23 protein-coding genes and 3 pseudogenes are annotated in these 23,168 nt (G+C 70.7%); 21 read left to right on the top strand and 5 right to left on the bottom strand.

Going from position 1 to position 23,168, the window contains the following annotated elements; translation table 11 throughout:
• Positions 1-152 precede the first annotated feature (152 nt).
• Both PS271_RS21365 and ffh read left to right on the top strand, forming a co-directional pair.
• The gene (locus tag PS271_RS21365; RefSeq protein WP_398383802.1) at positions 153-2,582 is read left to right on the top strand and encodes a [protein-PII] uridylyltransferase; all 2,430 of its coding nucleotides are present in this window, start codon (positions 153-155) and stop codon (positions 2,580-2,582) included.
• Positions 2,583-2,658: 76 nt separating this feature from the next.
• Positions 2,659-4,197, top strand: a complete 1,539-nt coding sequence (ffh, locus tag PS271_RS21370; RefSeq protein ID WP_120753917.1) for a signal recognition particle protein — start codon at positions 2,659-2,661, stop codon at positions 4,195-4,197.
• 160 nt (positions 4,198-4,357) lie between these two features.
• Here the strand turns inward: ffh and PS271_RS21375 are convergent, their stop codons facing one another.
• Complete coding sequence (locus tag PS271_RS21375) at positions 4,358-5,179, bottom strand: class I SAM-dependent methyltransferase (protein WP_398383805.1); 822 nt, start codon at positions 5,177-5,179, stop codon at positions 4,358-4,360.
• 297 nt (positions 5,180-5,476) lie between these two features.
• Here PS271_RS21375 and proS point away from each other — a divergent pair, with 297 nt between their 5' ends.
• The 18 genes and pseudogenes from proS (at position 5,477) to PS271_RS21465 (ending at position 17,895) form a co-directional block, all read left to right on the top strand.
• The gene (proS, locus tag PS271_RS21380) at positions 5,477-6,892 is read left to right on the top strand and encodes a proline--tRNA ligase (RefSeq protein WP_398383807.1); all 1,416 of its coding nucleotides are present in this window, start codon (positions 5,477-5,479) and stop codon (positions 6,890-6,892) included.
• Positions 6,893-7,188: 296 nt separating this feature from the next.
• On the top strand, positions 7,189-7,779 hold the full coding sequence (locus tag PS271_RS21385) for a hypothetical protein (protein ID WP_120753920.1): 591 nt from the start codon (positions 7,189-7,191) through the stop codon (positions 7,777-7,779).
• Positions 7,780-7,934: 155 nt separating this feature from the next.
• Positions 7,935-8,369: a 30S ribosomal protein S16 gene (rpsP, locus tag PS271_RS21390; protein WP_030369333.1), complete on the top strand. Its 435-nt coding sequence runs from the start codon at positions 7,935-7,937 to the stop codon at positions 8,367-8,369.
• Between the two features lie 2 nt (positions 8,370-8,371).
• The gene (locus PS271_RS21395; protein ID WP_020868149.1) at positions 8,372-8,611 is read left to right on the top strand and encodes an RNA-binding protein; all 240 of its coding nucleotides are present in this window, start codon (positions 8,372-8,374) and stop codon (positions 8,609-8,611) included.
• 84 nt (positions 8,612-8,695) lie between these two features.
• Positions 8,696-9,388, top strand: a complete 693-nt coding sequence (rimM, locus tag PS271_RS21400) for a ribosome maturation factor RimM (RefSeq protein WP_398383810.1) — start codon at positions 8,696-8,698, stop codon at positions 9,386-9,388.
• Positions 9,388-10,206: a tRNA (guanosine(37)-N1)-methyltransferase TrmD gene (trmD, locus tag PS271_RS21405; RefSeq protein ID WP_398383811.1), complete on the top strand. Its 819-nt coding sequence runs from the start codon at positions 9,388-9,390 to the stop codon at positions 10,204-10,206. Before rimM ends, trmD begins: the two co-directional genes overlap by 1 nt.
• A 130-nt stretch (positions 10,207-10,336) precedes the next feature.
• On the top strand, positions 10,337-10,687 hold the full coding sequence (gene rplS, locus PS271_RS21410) for a 50S ribosomal protein L19 (protein ID WP_030369336.1): 351 nt from the start codon (positions 10,337-10,339) through the stop codon (positions 10,685-10,687).
• Between the two features lie 45 nt (positions 10,688-10,732).
• A pseudogene (lepB, locus tag PS271_RS21415) lies at positions 10,733-11,518 on the top strand (signal peptidase I); the annotation flags it as partial.
• Positions 11,519-11,681: 163 nt separating this feature from the next.
• Positions 11,682-12,719: a signal peptidase I gene (gene lepB, locus PS271_RS21420; protein ID WP_398383813.1), complete on the top strand. Its 1,038-nt coding sequence runs from the start codon at positions 11,682-11,684 to the stop codon at positions 12,717-12,719.
• The gene (gene lepB / locus PS271_RS21425; protein WP_398386974.1) at positions 12,661-13,665 is read left to right on the top strand and encodes a signal peptidase I; all 1,005 of its coding nucleotides are present in this window, start codon (positions 12,661-12,663) and stop codon (positions 13,663-13,665) included. The genes lepB (PS271_RS21420) and lepB (PS271_RS21425) overlap by 59 nt, the downstream gene beginning before the upstream one ends.
• Positions 13,666-13,775: 110 nt before the next feature.
• Complete coding sequence (gene lepB, locus PS271_RS21430) at positions 13,776-14,522, top strand: signal peptidase I (RefSeq protein WP_398383815.1); 747 nt, start codon at positions 13,776-13,778, stop codon at positions 14,520-14,522.
• Entirely contained in the window at positions 14,512-15,021 is a 510-nt protein-coding gene (locus tag PS271_RS21435) for an NUDIX hydrolase (protein WP_398383817.1), read from the top strand. The genes lepB (PS271_RS21430) and PS271_RS21435 overlap by 11 nt, the downstream gene beginning before the upstream one ends.
• A gap of 39 nt (positions 15,022-15,060) precedes the next feature.
• Positions 15,061-15,369 (top strand): DUF2469 domain-containing protein, encoded by a 309-nt coding sequence (locus PS271_RS21440; RefSeq protein ID WP_009714730.1) that lies wholly within the window; start codon positions 15,061-15,063, stop codon positions 15,367-15,369.
• 82 nt (positions 15,370-15,451) lie between these two features.
• Positions 15,452-15,811, top strand: coding sequence for a YraN family protein (locus tag PS271_RS21445; RefSeq protein WP_398383819.1), 360 nt, complete (start codon positions 15,452-15,454; stop codon positions 15,809-15,811).
• A pseudogene (locus PS271_RS21450) lies at positions 15,811-15,972 on the top strand (magnesium chelatase domain-containing protein); the annotation flags it as partial. The gene PS271_RS21445 and the pseudogene PS271_RS21450, both read left to right, overlap by 1 nt.
• Before the next feature lie 455 nt (positions 15,973-16,427).
• On the top strand, positions 16,428-16,613 hold the full coding sequence (locus PS271_RS21455; protein ID WP_398383820.1) for a hypothetical protein: 186 nt from the start codon (positions 16,428-16,430) through the stop codon (positions 16,611-16,613).
• A 131-nt stretch (positions 16,614-16,744) separates the two neighbouring features.
• The gene (locus PS271_RS21460) at positions 16,745-17,464 is read left to right on the top strand and encodes a hypothetical protein (RefSeq protein WP_398383822.1); all 720 of its coding nucleotides are present in this window, start codon (positions 16,745-16,747) and stop codon (positions 17,462-17,464) included.
• The gene (locus tag PS271_RS21465) at positions 17,461-17,895 is read left to right on the top strand and encodes a type II toxin-antitoxin system VapC family toxin (protein ID WP_398383823.1); all 435 of its coding nucleotides are present in this window, start codon (positions 17,461-17,463) and stop codon (positions 17,893-17,895) included. Before PS271_RS21460 ends, PS271_RS21465 begins: the two co-directional genes overlap by 4 nt.
• A 255-nt stretch (positions 17,896-18,150) precedes the next feature.
• Here the strand turns inward: PS271_RS21465 and PS271_RS21470 are convergent, their stop codons facing one another.
• Positions 18,151-18,651: a hypothetical protein gene (locus PS271_RS21470; protein WP_398383825.1), complete on the bottom strand. Its 501-nt coding sequence runs from the start codon at positions 18,649-18,651 to the stop codon at positions 18,151-18,153.
• Between the two features lie 348 nt (positions 18,652-18,999).
• Between PS271_RS21470 and PS271_RS21475 the strand changes: the two genes are divergently transcribed.
• Positions 19,000-19,974, top strand: a complete 975-nt coding sequence (locus PS271_RS21475; RefSeq protein ID WP_398383827.1) for a site-specific integrase — start codon at positions 19,000-19,002, stop codon at positions 19,972-19,974.
• A 71-nt stretch (positions 19,975-20,045) separates the two neighbouring features.
• Here PS271_RS21475 and PS271_RS21480 read toward each other — a convergent pair whose 3' ends face one another.
• The 3 genes and pseudogenes from PS271_RS21480 to PS271_RS21490 form a co-directional block, all read right to left on the bottom strand.
• Entirely contained in the window at positions 20,046-20,672 is a 627-nt protein-coding gene (locus tag PS271_RS21480) for a hypothetical protein (protein WP_398383829.1), read from the bottom strand.
• Between the two features lie 95 nt (positions 20,673-20,767).
• A pseudogene (locus PS271_RS21485) lies at positions 20,768-21,604 on the bottom strand (Tn3 family transposase); the annotation flags it as partial.
• Between the two features lie 9 nt (positions 21,605-21,613).
• A complete protein-coding gene (locus PS271_RS21490; RefSeq protein WP_398383830.1) occupies positions 21,614-23,002 on the bottom strand; it encodes a hypothetical protein in 1,389 nt (462 codons plus the stop codon).
• Positions 23,003-23,168: the final 166 nt, after the last annotated feature.

Here is a 23,168-nt window from a genome sequence, read left to right on the forward strand (position 1 = left end):
CGGCTCGTCGTGCCCCATGCGGCGGGCTCGATCCACCGGGCCCGCCACGCTTCACGGCCGGGCCCGGCCCGCCCGGCTCACCCGGTGGACCCGGTCCGCCGGATCCACTCCACCGGACGCGACCCCGCCAGCACGCCGCGAAGGGAGCCGAGTTGACCGGCCCGCAGACCCGCCCCGCCGACACCGAGCCCGGCGGCTACGCGGCGGCCCGGCTGCACCTCCTGCACCAGGGGGCGCTCACCGGACCGCCGCGCCGCGCCGCCCTCGCCCGGATCACCGACCAGTGGCTCGGCGCCCTGCTGGGCGAGACTCAGGGAGTCGCCCTCGTCGCCGTCGGCGGCTACGGGCGCGGCGAACTGTCGCCCCGCAGCGACCTCGACGTCCTCCTCCTGCACGACGGCACCGCGGACTTCGCCAAGATCGCCGCCATCGCCGACCGCGTCTGGTACCCCGTCTGGGACATGGGCCTCGCCCTCGACCACTCCGTGCGCACCCCTGCCGAGGCCCGCCGTACCGCCGCCGGGGACCTCAAGGTCCACCTCGGCCTCCTCGACGCCCGCCACCTCGCCGGCGACGAACAGCTGACCGCGGCCCTGCGCACCACCGCCTACGCGGACTGGCGCGCTCAGGCCCCCACCCGCCTCCCCGAACTCCGCGCACTCGGCGAGGACCGCACCCGGCACCAGGGCGAGCTGCGCTTCCTCCTCGAACCCGACCTCAAGGAGGCACGGGGCGGCCTCCGCGACGCCACCGCCCTGCGCGCGGTCGCGGCCTCATGGCTCGCCGACGCGCCCCGTGCGGGGCTCGAACGCGCCCGCACGCACCTCCTCGACGTCCGCGACGCCCTCCACCTCACCACCGGGCGCGCCACCGACCGGCTCGCCCTCCAGGAGCAGGACCAGGTCGCCGAGGCCCTCGGCCTCGCCGACGCCGACGCCCTCCTGCACGGCGTGTACGAGGCGGCCCGTACGGTCTCCTACGCCGCGGACATCACCTGGCGCGAGGTCGGCCGGGTTCTGCGCGCCCGCTCCGTGCGGCCACGGCTGCGCCGCATCCTGGGCGGCCGCGGGGGACGGGGAGGCTTCGCCGAGGTCGAACGGCTCTCCCTGGCCGACGGGGTCGTCGAGCAGGACGGCGAGGCCGGGCTCGCCCGCACCGCGCGGCCCGAGCGCGACCCCGTCCTGGCGCTCCGTGCGGCCGCGGCGGCGGCCCAGGCCGGCCTGCCGCTGTCGCCTCATGCGGTGCGCCGCCTCGCCGCCTCGGCGGGCCCCATGCCGCAGCCCTGGCCGGCCGAGGCCCGCGAACAGCTCGTGACCCTCCTGGGCGCGGGGCCGCCCACCGTGCCCGTCTGGGAGGCCCTCGAAGCCGAGGGGATCGTCTCCGGGCTGCTGCCCGAGTGGGAGCACGTGCGCTGCCGCCCCCAGCGCAACGCCGTCCACCGCTGGACCGTCGACCGGCACCTCGTCGAAACGGCCGTCCGCGCCGCCGGCCTCACGCGCCGCGTCGGCCGCCCGGACCTCCTGCTCGTCGCCGCCCTGCTGCACGACATCGGCAAGGGGCTGCCCGGCGACCACTCCGTCACGGGCGAGGCCCTCGCGCGGGACATCGCCCGCAGGACCGGCTTCGACGCCGCCGACACCGACGTCCTCGCCACGCTCGTCCGCCACCACCTGCTGCTGATCGACACCGCCACCCGGCGCGACCTCGCCGATCCGGCGACCGTCCGCACCGTCACCGACGCCGTACCGGACGCGGCCACGCTGGAGCTCCTGCACGCCCTCACCGAGGCCGACGCCCTCGCCACGGGACCCGCCGCATGGAGCGCCTGGCGCGCGTCGCTCGTCGCCGATCTGGTCCGCCGGGCCGCGGAGGCCCTGGCGGGGGACGGGGCCCCGGCGCCCCATGCGCCCGCCCCGCCCGGCCCGGAGGCGCTCCGCCTGGCCGCCGAGGCCGTCCGTACGGGCGGCCCCGCCGTGACGCTCGAGTCCCGCCCGGAGGGCACGGGGCCCGCCGCCGACGGTGCCCCGGCCCCTGTCGGTGTGGAGCTGCGGATCGCCGTCCCTGAGCAGCCCGGCGTGCTGCCTGCGGCGGCCGGCGTTCTGGCGCTGCACCGGCTGACCGTACGGGCCGCGGACCTGCACGCGGTCGACGGGGCGCTCGTGCTGAACTGGCGGGTGGCGGCCGAGTACGGCTCCCCGCCCGGGGCGGCCCGGCTGCGCAACGACCTCGTGCGCGCCCTGGACGGTTCTCTCGACGTCCCGGCCCGCCTGGCCGAGCGCGAGGCCGCGTACAGCAGGCGCCGGCGGGGCGTGGTGCACGCCCCGCCGAGCGTGACGGTCGCCGCGGCGGCCTCGCACGGGGCCACGGTCCTGGAGGTCCGTGCCCAGGACGAGCCCGGCCTCCTCCACCGCATCGGCCGGGCCCTGGACGGGGCGGGAGTATGGGTGCGCAGCGCCCGCGTGAGCACGCTCGGGGCGAGTGCGGTGGATGCGTTCTACGTGACGGGCCCGGACGGGGCCGCGCTCCCGCCTCATGCGGCCTCCGCGATCGCTCGCGCGATGGAGGAGGCGCTGGGCGGCTGACCGGACCGGGAGGGTGCGGATACCCTTGGGGGTCAGCCGCCGACTTGACACTCAACAAGAAGGATCCGCGACCACCGTGTTCGATACCCTCTCCGACCGCCTCGCAGCGACTTTCAAGAACCTCCGGGGCAAGGGCCGCCTCTCCGAGGCGGACATCGACGCCACCGCGCGCGAGATCCGTATCGCCCTGCTCGAGGCGGACGTGGCCCTGCCCGCCGTCCGTGCGTTCATCAAGCAGGTCAAGGAGCGGGCGCTCGGCGCCGAGGTCTCGCAGGCCCTCAACCCCGCCCAGCAGGTCATCAAGATCGTCAACGAGGAGCTCATCGGCATCCTCGGCGGCGAGACCCGCCGCCTGCGCTTCGCGAAGACCGCGCCGACCGTCATCATGCTCGCCGGTCTCCAGGGTGCCGGTAAGACGACGCTCGCAGGCAAGCTGGGCCGCTGGCTGAAGGGCCAGGGTCACGCCCCGCTGCTCGTCGCCTGCGACCTCCAGCGCCCCAACGCCGTCAACCAGCTCTCCGTCGTCGCCGAGCGCGCCGGCGTCGGCGTCTACGCGCCGCAGCCGGGCAACGGCGTCGGCGACCCTGTCCAGGTCGCCAAGGACTCGATCGAGTTCGCCCGCACCAAGCAGTACGACATCGTCATCGTCGACACCGCCGGCCGCCTTGGCATCGACGCCGAGATGATGCAGCAGGCTGCGGACATCCGCGACGCGGTCTCCCCGGACGAGATCCTGTTCGTTCTCGACGCCATGATCGGCCAGGACGCGGTCAACACCGCCGAGGCCTTCCGCGACGGCGTCGGCTTCGACGGCGTGGTGCTCTCCAAGCTCGACGGCGACGCCCGCGGCGGTGCCGCCTTGTCGGTCGCGCACGTGACCGGCAAGCAGATCATGTTCGCCTCCAACGGCGAGAAGCTGGACGACTTCGACGCGTTCCACCCGGACCGCATGGCGTCCCGCATCCTCGGCATGGGTGACATGCTCAGCCTGATCGAGAAGGCCGAGCAGACCTTCAGCCAGGACGAGGCCGAGAAGATGGCGGCCAAGCTGGCGAAGGGCCCCAAGGAGTTCACGCTCGACGACTTCCTGTCGCAGATGGAGCAGGTCCGCAAGATGGGCTCCATCAGCAAGCTCCTCGGCATGCTGCCGGGCATGGGGCAGATCAAGGACCAGATCAACAATCTGGACGAGCGCGACGTCGACCGCACCGCCGCGATCATCAAGTCCATGACCCCGGCCGAGCGCCAGGACCCGACGATCATCAACGGCTCGCGCCGGGCCCGTATCGCCAAGGGTTCGGGCGTGGACGTCAGCGCCGTCAAGAACCTGGTGGAGCGGTTCTTCGACGCCCGCAAGATGATGTCCCGCATGGCGCAGGGCGGCGGCATGCCGGGGATGCCCGGCCTGCCGGGCATGGGTGGCGGCGCCGGCCGCAAGAAGAAGCAGCAGAAGCAGGCCAAGGGCAAGCGCCAGAGCGGCAACCCGATGAAGCGCAAGGCCGAGGAGCAGGCGGCGGCCGCGCGCCGCGAGCAGGGCGGCGCTCTGGGTCTGCCCGCGGGCGAGGACGCGAAGAACTTCGAACTCCCGGAGGAGTTCAAGAAGTTCATGGGCTGACCGTGCGCGTCCCGCAGCGCGCCGCCGTAGGCGCGTACGCGGACAGCGCCCTGTAGGCGGCCGCATCCGGATTAAACGTCGACAGCCCCCGCAGCCGAAAGGCCGCGGGGGCTGTCGCGTACGTACCGCCGCCGGCTGTTGCGGCGGACGCGGGCCCCGGCTAGGCGCGCGCTATCAGGTAGCGGAAGACGTTGGGCATCCACACCGTGCCGTCGCGGCGCAGATAGGGGTGCAGCGCCTCGACGAGCTCCTTGGTGACCTGTTCCTCGTCCGTGGCGCGGGCGGCCGCGTCGAAGGCGCCGGTGGAGAGCATGCCGCGCACTGCGCTGCCCATGTCGGCGTAGCCGTACGGGCAGGCGACCCGCCCCGAGCCGTCCGGCCGGAGACCCGCCTCATGCGCCAGGTTCTCCAGGTCGTCGCGGCCGCTCGGCCGCCAGCGCGCCGGCGCGCACATGGGGTCCGCGAGCCGGGCCGCGACCCGAAGCGCCCCGGACGCCGCGCAGCGCTCCTGGGGGCCCCAGCCCGCCAGCACCACGGGGGCGCCCCGCTCGGCGCATGAGGCCGCTCGGGCGAGCGCCGCGGCCATGCCGCGTGCGCTCCCGCCCGCGCAGTACAGCGGGTCGAAAGCGGTGATCAGGTTGAAGGCCGGGGCACCCCGCTCCATGAGGCTCTCAGGGGCCCCGTGCCCCAGGCGCGCGGCGCCGCCGCCCTCGGGCAGCAGCCGCTCGCGGGCGAGCGCGAGCCGTCGGCCGTCGGGGTCGACGCCGGAGACTGTGGCGCCGCGGGCGGACGCCATGAGCAGGGCCAGGCCGGAGCCGCAGCCCAGGCTGAGCAGCCTGGTGCCCGAGCCGACCTCGAGGCGTTCGTACACCGCTTCGTAGAGCGGCACCAGCATCCGTTCCTGGATTTCCGCCCAGTCACGGGCCCGCGACTCGGGCGACGAAGAGGACGGCCGGTGCCGCCGAACGAGCGTAGGTGTCATGGAAAGCGCCCCAATCCGCCGAGAGACGTGTGCATGCCCGATCCACCGCCCCCGTGTGCTGCCGTGCGCGTTGCCGGAAAAGCACCCCCTGGTGCCAGGGAACTCCGCATCCGTTCCCGAGTCCAGGGGGTGGCGCGGGCGCGTTCCCGTACGCCCACGATGGCATGTGCCGGGCGCATCCGCACGAGAGGCGCACAAAGGCGCGTACGCGGCCGGTGGCGGCGCACGGACGGCGCGGGGGAGGGGCCGGAACAGCGGATTCACGCTCGGACGGATCGGGCCCGTACCATTCGCATCATGGCAAAGGCTCCCATTCTCACCCCCCAGGCGGACGACTTCCCCCGCTGGTACCAGGACTTGATCAACAAGGCCGAGCTGGCCGACAACGGCCCCGTGCGCGGCACCATGGTCATCCGGCCGTACGGGTACGGGCTCTGGGAGCGCATGCAGCAGGAGATGGACGCGCGCATCAAGGAGGCGGGCGCCTCCAACGCGTACTTCCCCCTCTTCATCCCGCAGTCGTACCTGACGCGTGAGGCCGAGCACGTCGAGGGCTTCGCCCCCGAGCTCGCGGTCGTCACGCACGGCGGCGGCAAGGAGCTGGAGGAGCCGGTCGTCGTGCGCCCCACCTCCGAGACGATCATCAACGACTACTTCTCGAAGTGGGTGCAGAGCTACCGCGACCTGCCCCTGCTGATCAACCAGTGGGCGAACGTGGTCCGTTGGGAGATGCGCCCGCGCGTCTTCCTGCGCACCACCGAGTTCCTCTGGCAGGAGGGCCACACCGCCCACGCCACCTACGAGGACGCCCGGGACTACGCCGCGTACATCCACAAGGAGGTCTACGCGGACTTCATGATCAACGTCCTGGGCATCGACGTGGTCCTCGGCCGCAAGACGCCCAAGGAGCGCTTCGCGGGCGCGATCAACACCCTCACCCTCGAGGGCATGATGGGCGACGGCAAGGCGCTGCAGATGGGCACCAGCCACGAGCTCGGCCAGAACTTCGCCAAGGCCTTCAACACCTCTTACCTGTCCAAGGACGGCCGGCAGGAACTGGTCTGGCAGACCTCCTGGGGCTCCTCCACCCGCATGGTCGGCGGTCTGATCATGTCGCACGGCGACGACAACGGCCTGCGCGTCCCGCCGCGCCTGGCGCCGGTCCAGGCCGTCGTCCTCGCGATCAAGGGTGATGACGCCGTCATCGCCAAGGTCCGCGAGATCGGCGACCAGCTGAAGGCCGCCGGAGTCCGGGTGCAGGTCGACGACCGCACGGACACGCCGTTCGGCCGCCGCGCCGTGGACTGGGAGCTCAAGGGCGTCCCGGTGCGCATCGAGGTCGGCCCGCGCGACCTGGAGAACGGCACCGCGATGCTGGCCCGCCGCATCCCCGGCGGCAAGGAGCCGGTCCGCATCGACGAGCTCGTCGGGATGCTGCCGAAGGTCCTGGAGGAGGACCAGGCGCTGCTGCTGACCCAGTCGCGCGAGCGCCGGGAGTCCCGTACGAGCGACGTCACGACCATCGAGGAGGCCGCCGAGGCCGCAGTCGCCGGCGGCTGGGCGCGGATCCGCTGGGCGGACCTGGGCCCGGAGGGCGAGGCCAAGCTGGCCGAGCAGGCCGTGTCCGTCCGCTGCCTGGTGGCCGAGGACGGCTCCGTGCCGCAGTCGGACGACGCGCCGGGCACGATCGCGATCGTGGGGCGCGCCTACTAGCAGCGAAGGCATGGGGCGGCGCATGGGGCACCCGGGGACGGGCGGCCTCATGCGCCGCCCTCCACGCTCCGCGGGGCGCCCAGGGGCGCCGGTCGGCCCTAGGGGGCGCACGCCCCCCGGTGCGCGCTTACTGATGAGTCAGTACGTCCCGGGTTGCGAACGGGTGCGCGGCTTCTCCATAGATCTGCGCACCCGCCCTCGTCGCGACGCATGAGCGTGAAACTGACTGGTACGTGCAAATTATTTGGGATGGCCCGGTATCGGAACACCGGGCCGCCCCTGCTCGTTGTCACGACGTGAGCACGACACCACCTGTTCTCGCCGCAGAGCTGGCGCAGGCGTGGGCCGACATTCAGCGGCACCACCCCGAGCTGCCGGATCTTGCCGCGCCCGAATCGCTGATCGGGGAGTCGTCGTCCGCCTGCGGCGCCGAGCTCTCCTTCGAACGGCTGCTGCACGAGGCAGTGCACGGCATCGCGGCCGCCCGCGGTGTACGTGACACGTCACGCGCGGGCCGCTACCACAATCGCCGGTTCCTGGCGATCGCCGAGGAGCTCGGGCTCGACCACAGCGACGATCCGCATCCCAGCAGCGGCTTCTCCCTGGTCGTGCTCAACCCGGAAGCGCGCAAGCGCTACCGGCCGACGATCGACAGACTGCAGCGCGCCCTCAAGGCGCACACGGTCGCCACCACCGCCGACACCTCGCGCACCTTCCGCGGGCCGGCGGCGCGGCACGGCTCGTCGGGCGGCGGGGTGCGGGTCAAGGCGGTGTGCGAGTGCGGCCGGAACGTGCGGGTCGTGCCCTCCGTGCTCGCCCAGGCGCCCATCATGTGCGGCGGCTGCGGCCAGCCCTTCCGGATTCCCGAGGCGGTCACGGTCGGCTGACCTGGAGCGGTGTGGCACAATGGGACGCTGTACTCGACAGTCGCACAGGACCCCTCTCTCCTCCGGCTGGCGCGTCCGTCGGGCATCCGAGTACCGCAACCCCACGTGGCATCTCGTTGTGCCCAACCACGTCAAGACCAGGAGACACCACTCCCGTGGCAGTCAAGATCAAGCTGAAGCGTCTGGGCAAGATCCGTTCGCCTCACTACCGCATCGTCATCGCCGACTCCCGTACCCGCCGTGACGGCCGGGCCATCGAGGAGATCGGTCTGTACCACCCGGTGCAGAACCCCTCGCGCATCGAGGTCGACTCCGAGCGTGTCCAGTACTGGCTGGGTGTCGGCGCGCAGCCGACCGAGCCGGTCATGGCCATCCTCAAGGTCACCGGTGACTGGCAGAAGTTCAAGGGCCTGCCGGCCCCGGCCCCGATGCTCGTCGCCGAGCCGAAGAAGGACCACAGCGGTCTCTTCGACGCCGTCGTGAGCGCCGCGGGCGAGGCGAAGGGTGAGGCCATCACCCCGAAGGCGAAGAAGTCGGAGAAGAAGGACGAGGCCGCTGAGGCCGAGTCCGCTGAGTCGACCGAGGCCTGAGGATGCTCGAGGAGGCCCTTGAGCACCTCGTGAAGGGCATCGTCGACAACCCCGACGAGGTGCAGGTCGCTTCGCGCAACCTGCGCCGCGGGCGCGTGCTGGAGGTCCGGGTCCACCCCGACGACCTCGGCAAGGTGATCGGCCGCAACGGCCGCACCGCGCGCGCCCTGCGCACCGTCGTGGGCGCCATCGGCGGCCGTGGCATCCGCGTCGACCTCGTCGACGTGGACCAGGTCCGCTGAGAAGCGGTTGAGCACCGGCACGGGCCGGGAAGGGCTTGGGCCCTTCCCGGCCCGTTGTCGCGTACGGAGAGCAGAGAAGGAAACATGCAGCTCGTAGTCGGCAGGATCGGCCGCGCCCACGGCATCCGGGGTGAGGTCACGGTTGAGGTGCGTACGGACGAGCCCGAACTGCGGCTCGGGCCCGGCGCCGTCCTGGCCACGGACCCCGCCTCCGCGGGGCCGCTGACCATCGAGTCCGGCCGCGTGCACAGCGGCCGGCTGCTGCTGCGCTTCGCGGGCGTCGGCGACCGTACGGCCGCCGAGGCGCTCCGCAACACCCTCCTCATCGCCGAGGTCGACCCGGAGGAGACCCCGGAGGACCCCGAGGAGTTCTACGACCACCAGCTGATGGACCTGGAGGTCGTCACCGCCGACGGCACCGTCGTCGGCCGGATCAGCGAGATCTCCCACCTGCCGTCGCAGGACCTGTTCATCGTGGAGCGGCCCGACGGGTCCGAGGTCATGATTCCCTTCGTCTCCGAGATCGTCACGGAGATCGACCTGGACGAGCAGCGTGCCGTCATCGACCCGCCGCGCGGCCTGATCGACGCCGACGAGGCGGAGGTCGCCTCCGCACGTGAGGCGGAGCACGACGCGGCGGCGCATGGGGCGGCGACTGAGGCGCCGCATGGGGCGGCGCACGAGGCCGGCCAGGCCCCCGAGGCGGAGCCCGGCCAGGACACCGGCCACGGCTCCGAGCAGGATTCCGGACGGGGCTCCGAGCGGGGCGACGCCTGATGCGCATCGACATCGTCACGATCTTCCCCGAGTACCTCGAGCCGCTGAACGTCTCGCTCGTCGGCAAGGCGCGCGCACGGGGCCTCCTGGACGTCCGTCTGCACGACCTGCGGGAGTGGACGCACGACAAGCACAACACCGTCGACGACACGCCCTACGGCGGCGGCCCCGGCATGGTCATGAAGCCGGAGCCCTGGGGCGAGGCCCTGGACGCGGTCATCGGCTCGGGGGCGCAGGGGGAGGAGCCGCCCGTGCTCGTCGTCCCGACGCCCAGCGGCCGCCCCTTCACCCAGGAGCTCGCCGTCGAGCTCTCCGAGAAGCCGTGGCTGGTCTTTACCCCCGCCCGCTACGAGGGCATCGACCGCCGGGTCATCGAGGAGTACGGCGACCGCCTCGACGTGCGCGAGGTGTCCATCGGCGACTACGTCCTGGCCGGCGGCGAAGCCCCCGTCCTCGTGATGGTCGAGGCCGTCGCACGCCTGCTCCCCGGGGTCCTCGGCAACGCCGAGTCCCACCGCGACGACTCCTTCGCCCCGGGCGCCATGGCGGACCTCCTCGAGGGCCCCGTCTACACCAAGCCCCCGGAGTGGCGCGGCCGCGGCATTCCCGACGTCCTGCTCAGCGGCCACCACGGCAAGATCGCCCGCTGGCGCCGCGACGAGGCGTTCCGGCGCACCGTGCGCAACCGCCCCGATCTGATCGAGCGCGCGGACCCCGCGGCCTTCGACAAGAAGGACCGCGAGATCCTCTCGATCCTGGGCTGGGGCCCCGGCTCCGACGGCCGATTTGGGCGAGTGGCTCCGGACGTGGAAGAATAAGCCGTTGCCTTGCGCCCGGCGCGCGCCCCTGCCACAGGGGGAACGACGCCCGCCCGGTGCTCCGGCACCATCCCCACTTCAGTACGAATTCCGCTGATGACCTGTGGCATCGGCGAGGAAGCAGACGCATATGTCCTCCCTGCTCGACAACGTCAACGCCGCGTCGCTGCGCACCGACGTCCCGGCCTTCCGCCCCGGCGACACCGTGAACGTCCATGTTCGCGTCATCGAGGGCAACCGCTCCCGTATCCAGCAGTTCAAGGGCGTCGTCATCCGCCGCCAGGGCGCGGGCATCAGCGAGACCTTCACGGTCCGCAAGGTCTCGTTCTCGGTCGGCGTCGAGCGCACCTTCCCGGTGCACAGCCCGATCTTCGAGAAGGTCGAGCTCGTCACCCGCGGTGACGTCCGTCGCGCCAAGCTGTACTACCTCCGTGAGCTCCGCGGCAAGGCCGCGAAGATCAAGGAGAAGCGCGACAACTGAGCTTCCGTCCGGAGTCCGCGCCCGGCCGGATAGGCTTTCGGCTCGATGGACACCGACGTACAGCTTTCGGAGCGCGACCGCTCTCCCCGCCCCGCAGAGGGGGAGGAGCAGGGGTCGCGCTCCTCGCGTTTTTCCGCGTCTCCGGTGGCTTCGGCCAGGGCCGCCGGGGCGTGGCTGCGGGGCGGCGGCCCCATGCGCCGCGCAGGCGTGCTGCTGACGCTCTGCCTCGCCTTCATGCTGCTCCTGAGCAGCTATGTGGTGCAGCCCTTCCTGATCCCCAGCGGCTCGATGGAGAACACGCTCCGCGTGGGGGACCGCGTCCTGGTCAACAAGCTCGCCTACACCTTCGGGGACGAGCCGCAGCGCGGTGACGTGATCGTCTTCGACGGCACCGGGTCCTTCGTCCAGGACGTGCCGGCGGAGAACCCGGTGGCAGCGCTGTTCCGGAAGGCCGCCTCGTCCGTCGGCCTCATGGGGCCCGCGGCGACGGTCTACATCAAGCGTGTGGTCGGTGTCGCGGGCGACCGGGTCACCTGCTGTGACGCGCGCGGCCGGTTGCAGGTCAACGGCCACCCGGTGGACGAGAACTTCCTCTATCCGGGCGACGAGCCCTCGAGCGTGCCCTTCGATGTCGTGGTGCCCGCGCGGAAGCTGTGGGTGATGGGCGATCACCGGGGCGACTCCCGCGACTCGCGTGATCACCTGGGGGAGCCCGGCGGGGGCATGGTGCCGGTCAGCAGGGTCGTCGGACGGGCCGACTGGATCGCCTGGCCCTTCGGGAGGATGAGCACCCTGGAGCGTCCCGGCGCCTACGCGCGCGTACCGGAGCCGGACGAGAGGGCCGGACACGTAGGAAAGCCGGCCGCACGGGGCGGGGAGCAGCAGCCCGCACGAGGCGCCGCACGGGGCGGGCAGCACACCGCTGGGCCGGACGCACAGCCCGCCGAGCCCGCCGGACGCCCCGCGGATCCTGCCGGGCACTCAGGGAGGCCGGGTGGGTAGCCGGGGGCGTACGCTGCCGGGCCCGGCAGGCCCCGCGGACGCGGGACCGGCCGGTACGGGCGTCGCGGCCACGGGCGGCCGCGCGGCGCGGCGCAAGGCGGCCCGGCGGGTCAAGCGGCGCCGGCGCCGCTCCGCGGTCAAAGAGGTGCCGATCCTCATAGCGGTCGCGCTGCTGATCGCCCTGGTGCTCAAGACGTTCCTGGTGCAGGCGTTCGTGATCCCCTCCGGCTCCATGGAGCAGACCATCCGGATCGGCGACCGCGTGCTCGTGGACAAGCTGACCCCCTGGTTCGGCTCCGAGCCGCAGCGCGGTGACGTCATCGTCTTCCGGGACCCCGGCGGCTGGCTGGACGGGGACGTCGCGGACACCGGGCCCGACCCGGTGGGGGTCAAACAGGTCAAGCAGTTCCTGACCTTCATCGGCCTGCTGCCGTCGGCGAACGAGCACGACCTGATCAAGCGGGTGATCGGCGTCGGGGGTGACACGGTCAAGTGCTGCGACAAGAACGGCAAAATCACGGTCAACGGAACGCCGCTCGACGAGCCTTACCTGCACCCGGACAACCCGCCCTCCAAGCTCGACTTCACGGTGCGGGTCCCCGCGGGGCGGTACTTCGTGATGGGCGACCACCGTTCCAACTCGGCTGATTCCCGCTTCCACCTGGACGACACCGGCCAGGGCACCGTGCCGCAGGACCTGGTGGTCGGGCGCGCGGTCGTGATCGCCTGGCCGCTGGGCCACTGGAGGCAGCTGTCCGAAAGAGACACTTTCGCATCGGTCGGTGACGCGCCGCCCGCGGAGACGCAAGCGCGCGGTTCGCCGCATAGTGTGTCTCCCATGGATCAGCAAGGATCGATCCAACTCCCGACCCCTGCGGAACTCCCGCTCGTTATGGGAGTGGTGGGCCTGCCCCATGCGTACGGCAGGCCGCAGCGTGGAGAGCGGAGCGAGAGGAGTGGATGTGGGGGACTTGGCGGTCGGCGCACGGTCCGGTCACGAAGAGCCCGAGAAGCGTCCCGGGGAGACTGACGGGTCGCCAGGGGCCGGGGTGCCGGCGGAGGCCATGTCCCAGGCGTCCCAGGAGGCTACGGGCGGACCGGCGCGGACGGACGGCGAAGACGTGAGCCCGGGCGGGGACGCCGGCGGCGAGGGGCCGCGCGGGGCGCAGCCCAAGAAGCAGCGGTCGTTCTGGAAGGAACTGCCGATCCTGATCGGCATCGCCCTGGTCCTCGCACTGCTGATCAAGACGTTCCTGGTGCAGGCGTTCTCGATCCCGTCGGACTCGATGCAGAACACCCTCCAGCGCGGTGACCGCGTGCTGGTGGACAAGCTCACCCCGTGGTTCGGCGCCGAGCCGGAGCGCGGCGAGGTCGTGGTATTCCACGACCCCGACAACTGGCTCGGCGACGAGACCCAGACCCCGCAGCCCGGCCCGGTGGGCGGCGGCGTGCAGAAGGTCCTCAGCTTCATCGGTCTCATGCCGTCGGCCGAGGAGAAGGACCTCATCAAGCGGGTCATCGCGGTCGGCGGGGACACCGTGGAGTGCCAGAAGGGCGGCCCGGTCAAGGTCAACGGCAAGGCGCTGTCGGAGAAGGACTACCTCTTCCCCGACAACACCCCGTGCGACGACCAGCCCTTCGGCCCGATCGAGATCCCCAAGGGCAAGCTCTGGGTGATGGGCGACCACCGCCAGAACTCCCTGGACTCGCGCTACCACCCGAACCAGGACCACGGCTTCGTCCCCGTGTCGGACGTCGTGGGCCGCGCGTTCGTGGTCGCCTGGCCGATCAACCGCTGGTCCTTCCTCGGCGTCCCCGGCACCTTCGACCAGCCGGGGATCAACGCTGCCGCCGCGGCCGCGCCGTCCGCGCTCGGGCTCGCCGGAGCGGTGCCGCTCGTCCTGTGGCGCCGGCGCAGGTCGGCCGCACGGAGCGGCATCGAGGAGCTCAGCCTCCGGAGCGCCCCCAGGGACTGACCGGCAGAGCCTCCCGAAGGGCTGACCCGCCCGCATACCGCCGGGTAGTGTGCGGTTCCCGTGCCCCTGGGCATGGGTCCGATCTTTCTACGCGGGGCGGGGGCACTGGGATGAGCAGAGCGGGACGTACGGACGACGGCCACGGCCGCGCGGGCAGGATGCTGTCCGGGCTGGCCGTGGCCGTCGGCTGTGTGCTCTTCCTCGGTGGCTTCGCCTGGGGCGCCCTGCTCTACCAGCCGTACACCGTTCCCACCGACTCCATGGCGCCGACCATCGGGCGCGGCGACCGGGTCCTCGCCGAGCGCATCGGCGGCGGTGACGTCCGGCGCGGGGACATCGTCGTCTTCAAGGACAAGGTCTGGGGCGACTCGCCGATGGTCAAACGGGTCGTCGGCACGGGCGGCGACACGGTGGCCTGCTGCGACAGCCGGGGCCGCCTCATGGTCAACGGCAAACCGGTCGAGGAACCGTATCTTCAGGACAAAGGCACGGCGTCGTTTTCCCGCTTCTCCGTGACCGTCCCCGAGGGGCAGCTCTTCCTCCTCGGAGACCACCGCAGCGACTCCGTGGACTCCCGGGGCCACCTCTCCGACGCCTCCCACGGCACCGTGCCGCGCGGGGCCGTCAGGGCGCGCGTGGACGCCACTGCCTGGCCCGTGGCGGGCTGGGGCATGATGGACAGACCCGAGTCCTTCGCCGCCCTCCCCGGCGGCACCTCGCGGCCCGGCCCGCTGCCGCTGGTGCTCGCCGCCGTCATCGCCGGAGCGGTGCTCATCCTGGGCGGCGCGGCGTACGGCCCCGTGGCGCGCCTCGTCACGCCGAGGCGCAGGGAGGAGGTGCTCGCCCATGGCCGGTGAGGCGTCCGGCAGCGCCGGCGAGCCGCGCAGGGCCTCCCGGGTCGTCCTGCTCGACCCGTCCGACCGCATCCTGCTGATGCACGGCTACGAACCGGACGATCCCCCGACCACCTGGTGGTTCACCCCGGGCGGCGGCCTGGAGGGCGCCGAGACGTGGGAGCAGGCGGCACGCCGGGAGCTGGCCGAGGAGACCGGGATCACAGAGATCGAACTGGGCCCCGTGCTGTGGCGCCGCACCTGCTCCTTCCCCTTCGACGGCCGCCTGTGGACGCAGGACGAGCGCTACTTCCTGGCCCGCACGGCGCAGCCCGGCCGGTGGACCGGCGGCGGGACGGAGCTGGAGCGGCGCAGCGTCACGGGGCTGCGCTGGTGGACCTGCGGGGAACTCCTCGCGACCCGTGAGACGGTGTATCCGACCAGGCTCGCCGGGCTGCTGCGTACGCTGCTCGACGAGGGACCCCCGCGTACGCCGGTGCTCCTGGAGACGGAGCGTGCCTGACGCACAATGGGGAGACGCACGGCTGAAGGGGAACATGCCATGAGCGCCGAGGACCTCGAGAAGTACGAGACCGAGATGGAGCTGAAGCTCTACCGGGAGTACCGCGATGTCGTCGGTCTGTTCAAATACGTGATCGAGACCGAGCGTCGTTTCTACCTCACCAACGACTACGAGATGCAGGTGCACTCCGTCCAGGGCGAGGTCTTCTTCGAGGTCTCGATGGCCGACGCCTGGGTCTGGGACATGTACCGCCCCGCGCGCTTCGTGAAGCAGGTGCGGGTGCTCACGTTCAAGGACGTGAACATCGAGGAGCTCAACAAGAGCGACCTCGACCTTCCGGGTGGCTGAGTTCTCCACAACCGACGGGTTATCCACCAAGATCCAATAGTTGCGGGCCGCGGCGGCAGGGTGGGCGCCGGAGGTGGTGCCCGTGAACGCCCGAGAAGCACTCGGTCGCTACGGCGAGGATCTCGCCGTCCGCCGGCTGGCCCAAGCCGGCATCGTCGTCCTCGCACGGAACTGGAGATGCCGCGAGGGCGAGATCGACATCGTGGCCATGGAGGCCGACACCCTGGTGGTCTGCGAGGTCAAGACCCGCACCACCGGTGTGTACGAACATCCGATGGCCGCCGTCACCCCGGCGAAGGCGGATCGGCTGCGCCGGCTCGCCGAGCGCTGGCTGGAGCGCCACGGCGGCCCGCCCGCGGGCGGTGTGCGGATCGACCTGGTGGGCGTGATCGTCCCCGGTCGCGGCGCCCCCGCCGTGGAGCACGCCAAGGGGGTGGCGTGATGGGTTTCGCCCGTACGTGCTCGGTGGCGCTGGTCGGCGTCGAGGGTGTGGTGGTCGAGGTCCAGGCCGACCTGGAGCCCGGCGTCGCCGCCTTCACCCTCGTCGGCCTCCCCGACAAGAGCCTCGTCGAGAGCAAGGACCGCGTCCGCGCCGCCGTGGTGTTCCCTGTCAAGTCTTTGTGTTCAGCTTGAGGGTGTGGCGGTGCCCTCCGTGGCATGGGCAACGTGCCGGTGTCGCCCGGGAGGGTGAGGCGACTGTCTTTCCTTTAATGAGCTGTTCGGTCCGTTAAAGAAAACAGGAGATGTGTCGCTCCTCCCGGGCTCATGAATCCCTTGGTTCCCGGTGCCGAGAATTCGACCCCTTCGGCCCCTTGGCTGGGCGGCGCAACGGCTCGTCGGCAGGCTGTCAGGGGCCTCGGGGGCCGCGTATGCCGGTGGGCGCCACCCGCAAACCGTTGCGCCCAGGAGCTGGCCGTGGGCGGCCTCGAGGAAGGTCAGGAACTACCTGAGTTCCTCATCGGTGAGCATGGCGTGGATGCAGTTCATCATCAGGTGGGCGCGAAACCTGCGACGAGGAGCAGGCTGGAAGGAGAGCCACACAGAAGTAGGCGATGGCCATGGCTGACAAGAAGAGGCACGAAGAGTTCGAAGCCGAAGAGGCTAAGAAGGAGCGAGAGGCGGCGGCCGAACGGCGAGCCCGACAGCAGCGCGCGGCAACCGAGGCCACCCATCACGATGACAGGTACTCCCACAACGTCAGGGGTTACGGAGAGCTCCGAGACTGGCTGGACAAGCTCCGCTGACCGTAGATCGCTTACCTGAACCCGCGGGGCATCGCCCCTGACCCCGGGACTTGCGGGTTCTAGCCCCGGACGGGTGCCGGGGGCGTGTCAGACACTCGCTGAAACCGTCTGACTGGAGCTAGTGTGGGCGCATGGCTGAGGGCGAACGCGTCCCGAGAACGACCGCAGGCTTTGAAGGTGAGGCGGCGGATTCTGATGTCGTGCGCCAGGCTCGCAAGACACGGCTTGAGGAAGCGTTCAGCCTCCTCCTGCGCGAGGGCCGTGCGAGCATCGATGGCCGTATCGACTTTGTCTGGAGTCACTCCAGACTCCCCAAAGGCGTTCTTGTCTTCGGCGGGGATAGCGGCTGGGCTATTGAACTGAAGCCTGTTTCTGAGGCTGACCTCCGCATGCAGGTCCCAGATGACCTGAGTGGGTCCTTTCCGGAGTCGCAGCCGGCCTTGCCCGGCCTTGACGATCTTGCGGCTGCGGAGATGGGGGCATCGGATCGAGCGCTCCTGGTGACGGCGGCGATGCTTGAAGGGCTCCGAGTTGAGGCGCTCAGCAGCGTGCACGACAGGGTCGCAGAGATCATGTCTGCCACCGAGGTCCCGATCAGGGCCTTGAGGAACCCCGGGAAGGTCTTGGGCGAGCTGGCGGAGAAGGGTGAAATCGCTCGCGTCACCAATCACGGCAAGATCGTGGGGTGGCTGATGCCGGCAACGGAGGCCGAGCAACACCTCGATGCCTTGCTGAAGCAAGGGCGCCTGCGGCGCGGGACACCTGAGCCGATCGAGCCCATCGACATCGAGGGCTTGGAGAAGCCGCTGAGCGAGGCCCTGACGGACGCGCGCGACCAGGAGCGCACGTGATCTATCTGGACTCCTGCGCGTTGGTCAAGTTGATCGTCCGGGAGAAAGAGACTGACGCCTTGGTCTCCTTCCTCGAATCACACTCCCGGCAGAAGCACGTCACCTCGGAACTCGCTATGACCGAGGTCATGCGAGTCATCCGGCGAGCCCGTTGCGGCCCTCAAGGCCAGGCCCTTCTGGACGAGCCAACGTTCACCCGACTGCTGGAGGCTGCTGAGAGGCGCCTCAACGCGACTGATCAGCTGGCTGTCGACACCGCCGTCTTGAAGGAGGCCGGGGCCCTTGAGGAGTTCAACATCCGGTCTCTGGACGCGATTCACCTTGCGAGTGCGCTGGTCCTCGGATCGTCTCTGACGAGCTTCATCACCTATGACGAGCGTCTTCGCGGTCACGCGGAGAACCGCGGGCTCCAGGCGATCTCACCGTCCTAGGGCCTCGCCCAGGGGCGTCCCCGTGGTCTGGTTAACGCGCCGCTGTCGCCCAGGAGGGTGAGGCGACTGTCTATCCTTTAACGCGCTGCTTGGCTCATTAAAGGAAAGACAGGCCGTTCCGCCCGGGCGCATGAGCCACGGTTCGTGGTGCCGAGAGTTGGGTCCCATCGGTCCCGTTCGGTCCTTGGCCTGGGGCTGTGCAGGGCTCCTCTGCGAGCCGCCAGGCCCCTTGGGGACCGAGGGTGCTGGTGGGTGTCATCCGTAAGCCGTTGCCCCGGGCGGCTGGCCGTAGGCGGCCTCGAGGAAGGTGAGGAACTTCTTGAGTTCCTCATCGGTGAGCATGGTGTGGATGCAGTTCATCATCAAGTGCGCGACCTTCAGATCGGCGCTCAGGTGTTCGCCCAGGTGCTCGTCGGCTGCCCGGAAGATCCGGCACTGAGCCGCCCAGGAGCGACTGGAGCCGTCCGGTGTCGGGATGTCTGGGCGATAGGTCGCTGTGGCGAACGCCCGAAACCGTGCGAAGCTGACCGTGTCGAGCATTCGCGCGATGCACTGCGTCATCTGGTAGGCCGCATCGAGGGCGGGACCTTCGTCGCCGAGATGCTGGTAGGCCAGTGCGGACACCCGCAGCGAGTCGTTGATGTGCCGGCGGGCGAGTCGCCGGTCGGCGAGCGACGGAGTGCCGTTGTCGTCGTCGGTGACGGTCTGGGTGGGGTGTGCGAAGGGCTTGCCGCTCCGCTTGGTGGTGGCTGGCATGCTCCTTCGATAGCCCTACAGCTTCCGTGATGCGGGAGGAAGCGGCGTGCTGGACCGCGTGTCCGCCAAACGTTGCTCCATCCGGACCTGCTGCGGGTTCTCGCCCCCCAGCCCACAAGTAACCAGGGGAAGAGCAGGATGCGGGGGTTGAGGAACATCCATGCCGGATCGTGCGCTAAGCCCGGATCGCGGCTGGTGGGCGGCTGACGGTCCGTCGGTGCCGGGACGGTGGTGAAGTTGTTCCACAGATAACGCCCTATTATCTGCGGTATCACTGAGGGCGACCTGCGGGGACGTCTTTCGCACGCTGCGTGAAGTGGCCCTGTTATCTGCGGTAAGGGAGAGACGGTGCCCGCGGTCCTGCTGCTGCCGACCGGGAAGGCGCTGACCGTCCGGACGGCGGCCGACGCCTTCCTCGACTCGCTCGCCAACCCGAACACCGTCCGGAACTACGGCATCGCGGTGGGGAAGACCGCCGAGCGGATCGGCGAGGGCCGGCCGCTCGCCGCCGTCGCCGACGACGAGCTCGGTGAGGCGCTGGAGCTGCTGTGGGGCAGCTCGGCGGTGAACACCTGGAATGCCCGCCGCGGCGCGGTGCTGTCCTGGACCGGCTGGTGCGCCGAGCGCGGCTACGACGGGCCAGCGGTCCCGGCCTGGGTGAAGCGGCTGCCGTCGCCGGACTCCGACACCCCCGTGCGCTCGAAGATGGCGATCGACCGGCTGATCGCCCGCCGAGACGTCCACCTGCGCGAGAAGACGTTGTGGCGGATGCTCTACGAGACGTGCGCCCGCTCCGAGGAGATCCTGGACGTCAACATCGAGGAGCTGGATCTGGCAGGGCGCCGCTGCCCGGTGAAGGCCAAGGGTGCCCAGCCCAAGGTCCGTCGGCGCGGCGCCGCCCGCGCCGACTACGTGCTGGAGACGGTGTTCTGGGACGCCGGCACCGCTCGGCTGCTGCCCCGCCTGCTCAAGGGCCGCACCCGCGGACCGGTGTTCGTCACCCACCGCCGCCCCGGACCGGGCAAGGTGCTCTCCTCCCGGGACGTCTGCCCGGACACCGGGCTGGCCCGCCTGTCCTACGGGCAGGCCCGCGCGCTGCTGGACGAGCACACCGCAGTGCGCGGGCCGGGCACCGGTTGGGACCTGCACGAGTGGCGGCACTCCTCCCTGACCCACCTCGGGGAGCAGGGCGCCTCCCTGCTGATGCTGATGGCCAAGTCCCGGCACAAGAAGCCGGAGAACGTCCGCCGCTACTTCAAGCCGTCCGCGGAGGCGATCGCGGAGGTCACCAGTCTGCTCGCGCCCGGCAACAGCCGGCGCTGACCCCGCTCCGGACCCCATGCGTACGCCGGCTTGCCCGCAGCTGCGGGCAAGCCGGCGTACGGCGATGCTCGCTACTGGGGCTTCCTCAGCTCCTGGGTCATGGCGAGGCCCCTCATACGGACCTCGTACCGCGCGGAGTCCCGGATGGTGAGGAACAGGACCCGCTGCTTCTCAAGCGCGACGAGGATGTCGAAGGCGATCGGCAGAACAGCCATCACGCCCCCGGTTTCGGCGTTCTGGACGGAGAACAGGATGTTGTAGTAGTAGCTCGTATTGGTCTCGGTGGCACTGCGCCAGGAGATCCAGGGCGATTCCTGCTGCGTGCTCAGGTCGGTGAAGACGTGGGCGAGCCCGCGGTTCACCTGGTTCCAGAAGGCAGGGGAACTGGTCCGGATTCCCGCCTTCGTACGGATGACCTCCTGGAACTGCGCCACCATTGCGCTGACCTGGACGCTGGCGTCGCTCACGCTGTGGGTGAGCGGCGTGGCCACTGAGCTCTGCGGGATGCTCTGGGCGATCTGCATCGCCCGGTCGAAGTTGAAGTTGAGGTCGGTCGGGTTGATCGCCCCCTGGAACTGCCCGGCGAGGGAGAGCGCCTGGGGGAGGTACTGCGGCTCTACCTGGAAGACGTCTTTGAAGTTGTCCGCCTCGCTGGCTGGCACCATGAGGTCGATGGTGCGGTACGACTGGTCGGCCATGGGTGCTCCTATGGATGGGGCTGACTGATCCTTCGATCAGCGCTAAGTGTTCATCCAGTTACAGTCCGCCAATAGGTCATCTTCAGCCAACATCGTCATTCCCCGCTGCTGGCGTGCGGGTCGCGCAGCGGTCGCAGGCCCCCAGGAAGATCTGGGAGCTGAAAGGAGTAGCGGCCGAGCATGTTGACGTGATGGCGGACGAACGGGGAGAGGCGGGCCAGGTCCTGGTCGCGGACATCGAAGCCGTCCGCGCGCAGCTGGCTCACGGCGGCGTCCATGTACCTGGTGTTGAACAGCACGAGCGCGTTCAACACCAGGCCGAGCGCGCCGATCTGGTCCTCCATGCCGTCCTGGTAGCGCTGGTAGAGCTGCCCGGCCCGGCCGTGGAAGATCTTCCTCGCAAGCGCGTGCCGGCCTTCCTGGAGGTTGGCCTGCACCTTGATCTGGCGGCGGTAGCCGGGCTCGTCGGCCAGGCGCAGGATGTGCAGGGTCTTCGCGATCCGCCCGTAGTGCGCGACCGCGTCGCCCAGCGGGGTGGGCCGGCCGTCGCGGGAGAGCATGCGGATGACGTCGTAGGCGCGGACGGCTCCGGTGTGGATGGAGCCGATGATCCGCAGGATGTCCTCCCAATGCCGTTCGATGCGAGCGAGGTTGATCCGGCCGCGGGCTGCGTCCTGGAAGGCGCCGTAGTCGGCGGTGCGGTCGATGCGCCACATCTTCTGGTCCGGCAGGTCGGCGAGCTGCGGGGCATAGGCGAACCCGGCCAGGGTGAGGAGCCCGAAGACGATGTCGCTGTACGAGGCGGTGTCGGTGACGATCATCTCCGGGCGCTTGCCGCCGTCGCGGTCGTAGAGGACGTCCAGCACGTACAGGGAGTCGCGCGGGGTGCCGGCCACGACCTTCCCGCCGAGACCCGCCGCCTGGTCGTTTACTGGCGGAGATCACTTGTTCCTCGCGTGTCGTATGCCTCCCCGGCGAAGGTCTGCGGCGCGGGCTGCGAGGTAGTCGGCCCAGGAGGTCTTGGCGAACCCGGACCAGCGGACGGCCGTGTTGGGGTGGAGCCCGAGGATGCTCGCCAGGACAGGAGCGGGCAGGTCACCGGCGAGGGCGACCAGAGCGGCATTGCGGGCGGGCCTGGTGTCGATGCCGTGGGGCAGGAGTTTTGAACTGAGGCCCGTCTGCGAGATCGGGCGGCCGGGGACGAGCCCGGGGAAGAGCCAGGGCTCGCCGCGGCTGGTGCGAGTGAGGGCGGCGCGGGTGTGCGGGGTGTCGGCCAGCTGGTGGAGGATTTTGGCGAGCCGGGGCGGCAGCAGGATCGGGTGCTTGTCGATGGTGAGGTAGCTGTTGCCGCCGCGGCGGGTGAGCTGGGTCGCGGTCAGGTGCCGGACGTGGGACGCGTGCAGGCCGAAGAGGAGAATCAGGGCTCCGGCGGCCCGGGTGTCCAGGGCCATGGTGGAGTCGGTCAGGCATTGTTTCAGCAGCTGCCATCGGCCGTCTTCGTCCATCAGCTGGCTGGGCTGCTGACGAGGGATGGCAGGCACCTTGAGGTCGCCGGTGATGCCGCGGCCGGCGGTCCAGGCCAGGAAGTAGCGGATCACGTAGGTGCGGGTGTTGCCCGCGTCCAGCCATCGGTCGAGGTCGTTTTGCCGGAGTTCGCCGAGCTTGATGCGGTGTTCGTCGAGCCAGGTGAGGAAGTCCAGGGCGACCAGGACGCGGGTTCGGAGGAACGAGCCGGACTCGGCCGGGCGACGGCGCTGGGTGGCGCGTCGTCGTGCCCTTCGCAGCAAGTACCAATGCGCGTGGGGACGGATCAGCTGGGCATGCCCGGCAGCCCGGCCAGCGAGGACTGTGTCCAGCCAGGCGGGGATGCGGTCGAGTTCCTCGTCGCGCTCAGCGAGGGCGCCGAGGTGCACGAGCGTGTGGCGGACGTAGTGGAGGTGACGGCTGGGTGGGAGCTGGTCGAGCTGCTGGTGGGTGATCGGTTCGCCGGTGGCGGCCAGGCGGGCGAACAGGGCGGCGTTGGGACTGTGTTTGAGCCAGAGCAGGATGCCCCGGGGCCGGTCGGCCTCGGCGAGGGTGTCCCGGAGCGACTGAAGTTGCGCCGGGATGTGCCCGTCGGGGCCGGACAGCAGCTGCTGGAGACGGTGGACAAGGACGCAGCGCGCGCACTGGGCGTCAGCGTAGGTGCGTCCGCCCTGTCCGCAGGTGCGGCAGGTGTAGTCGAAGGCTGTGCCCGCGCAGGCGCCGCAGATTCCGGTTCCGGCTTCGTCGGTGCCGATCAGTGGTTGGTGGCGGCCGCAGCCTGAGCAGGTGGCCGGAGTGTCCAGCACGGCGGTGTAGCAGGTCGAGCAGACCGGGCCGATCGGCCAGCGGGTGTGAACACGGCGAGTCCGCCCGCAGCGGCAGCACTCCTGGGTGAGGCCCGGGCGGCAGCTTCGGCATGTCCATGCTCCGGCCGCCCCGCGCTGGCAGGGACGCACTTCCCCGCAGACAGAG

It is taken from the genome of Streptomyces sp. SCA2-17 (assembly GCF_044336695.1).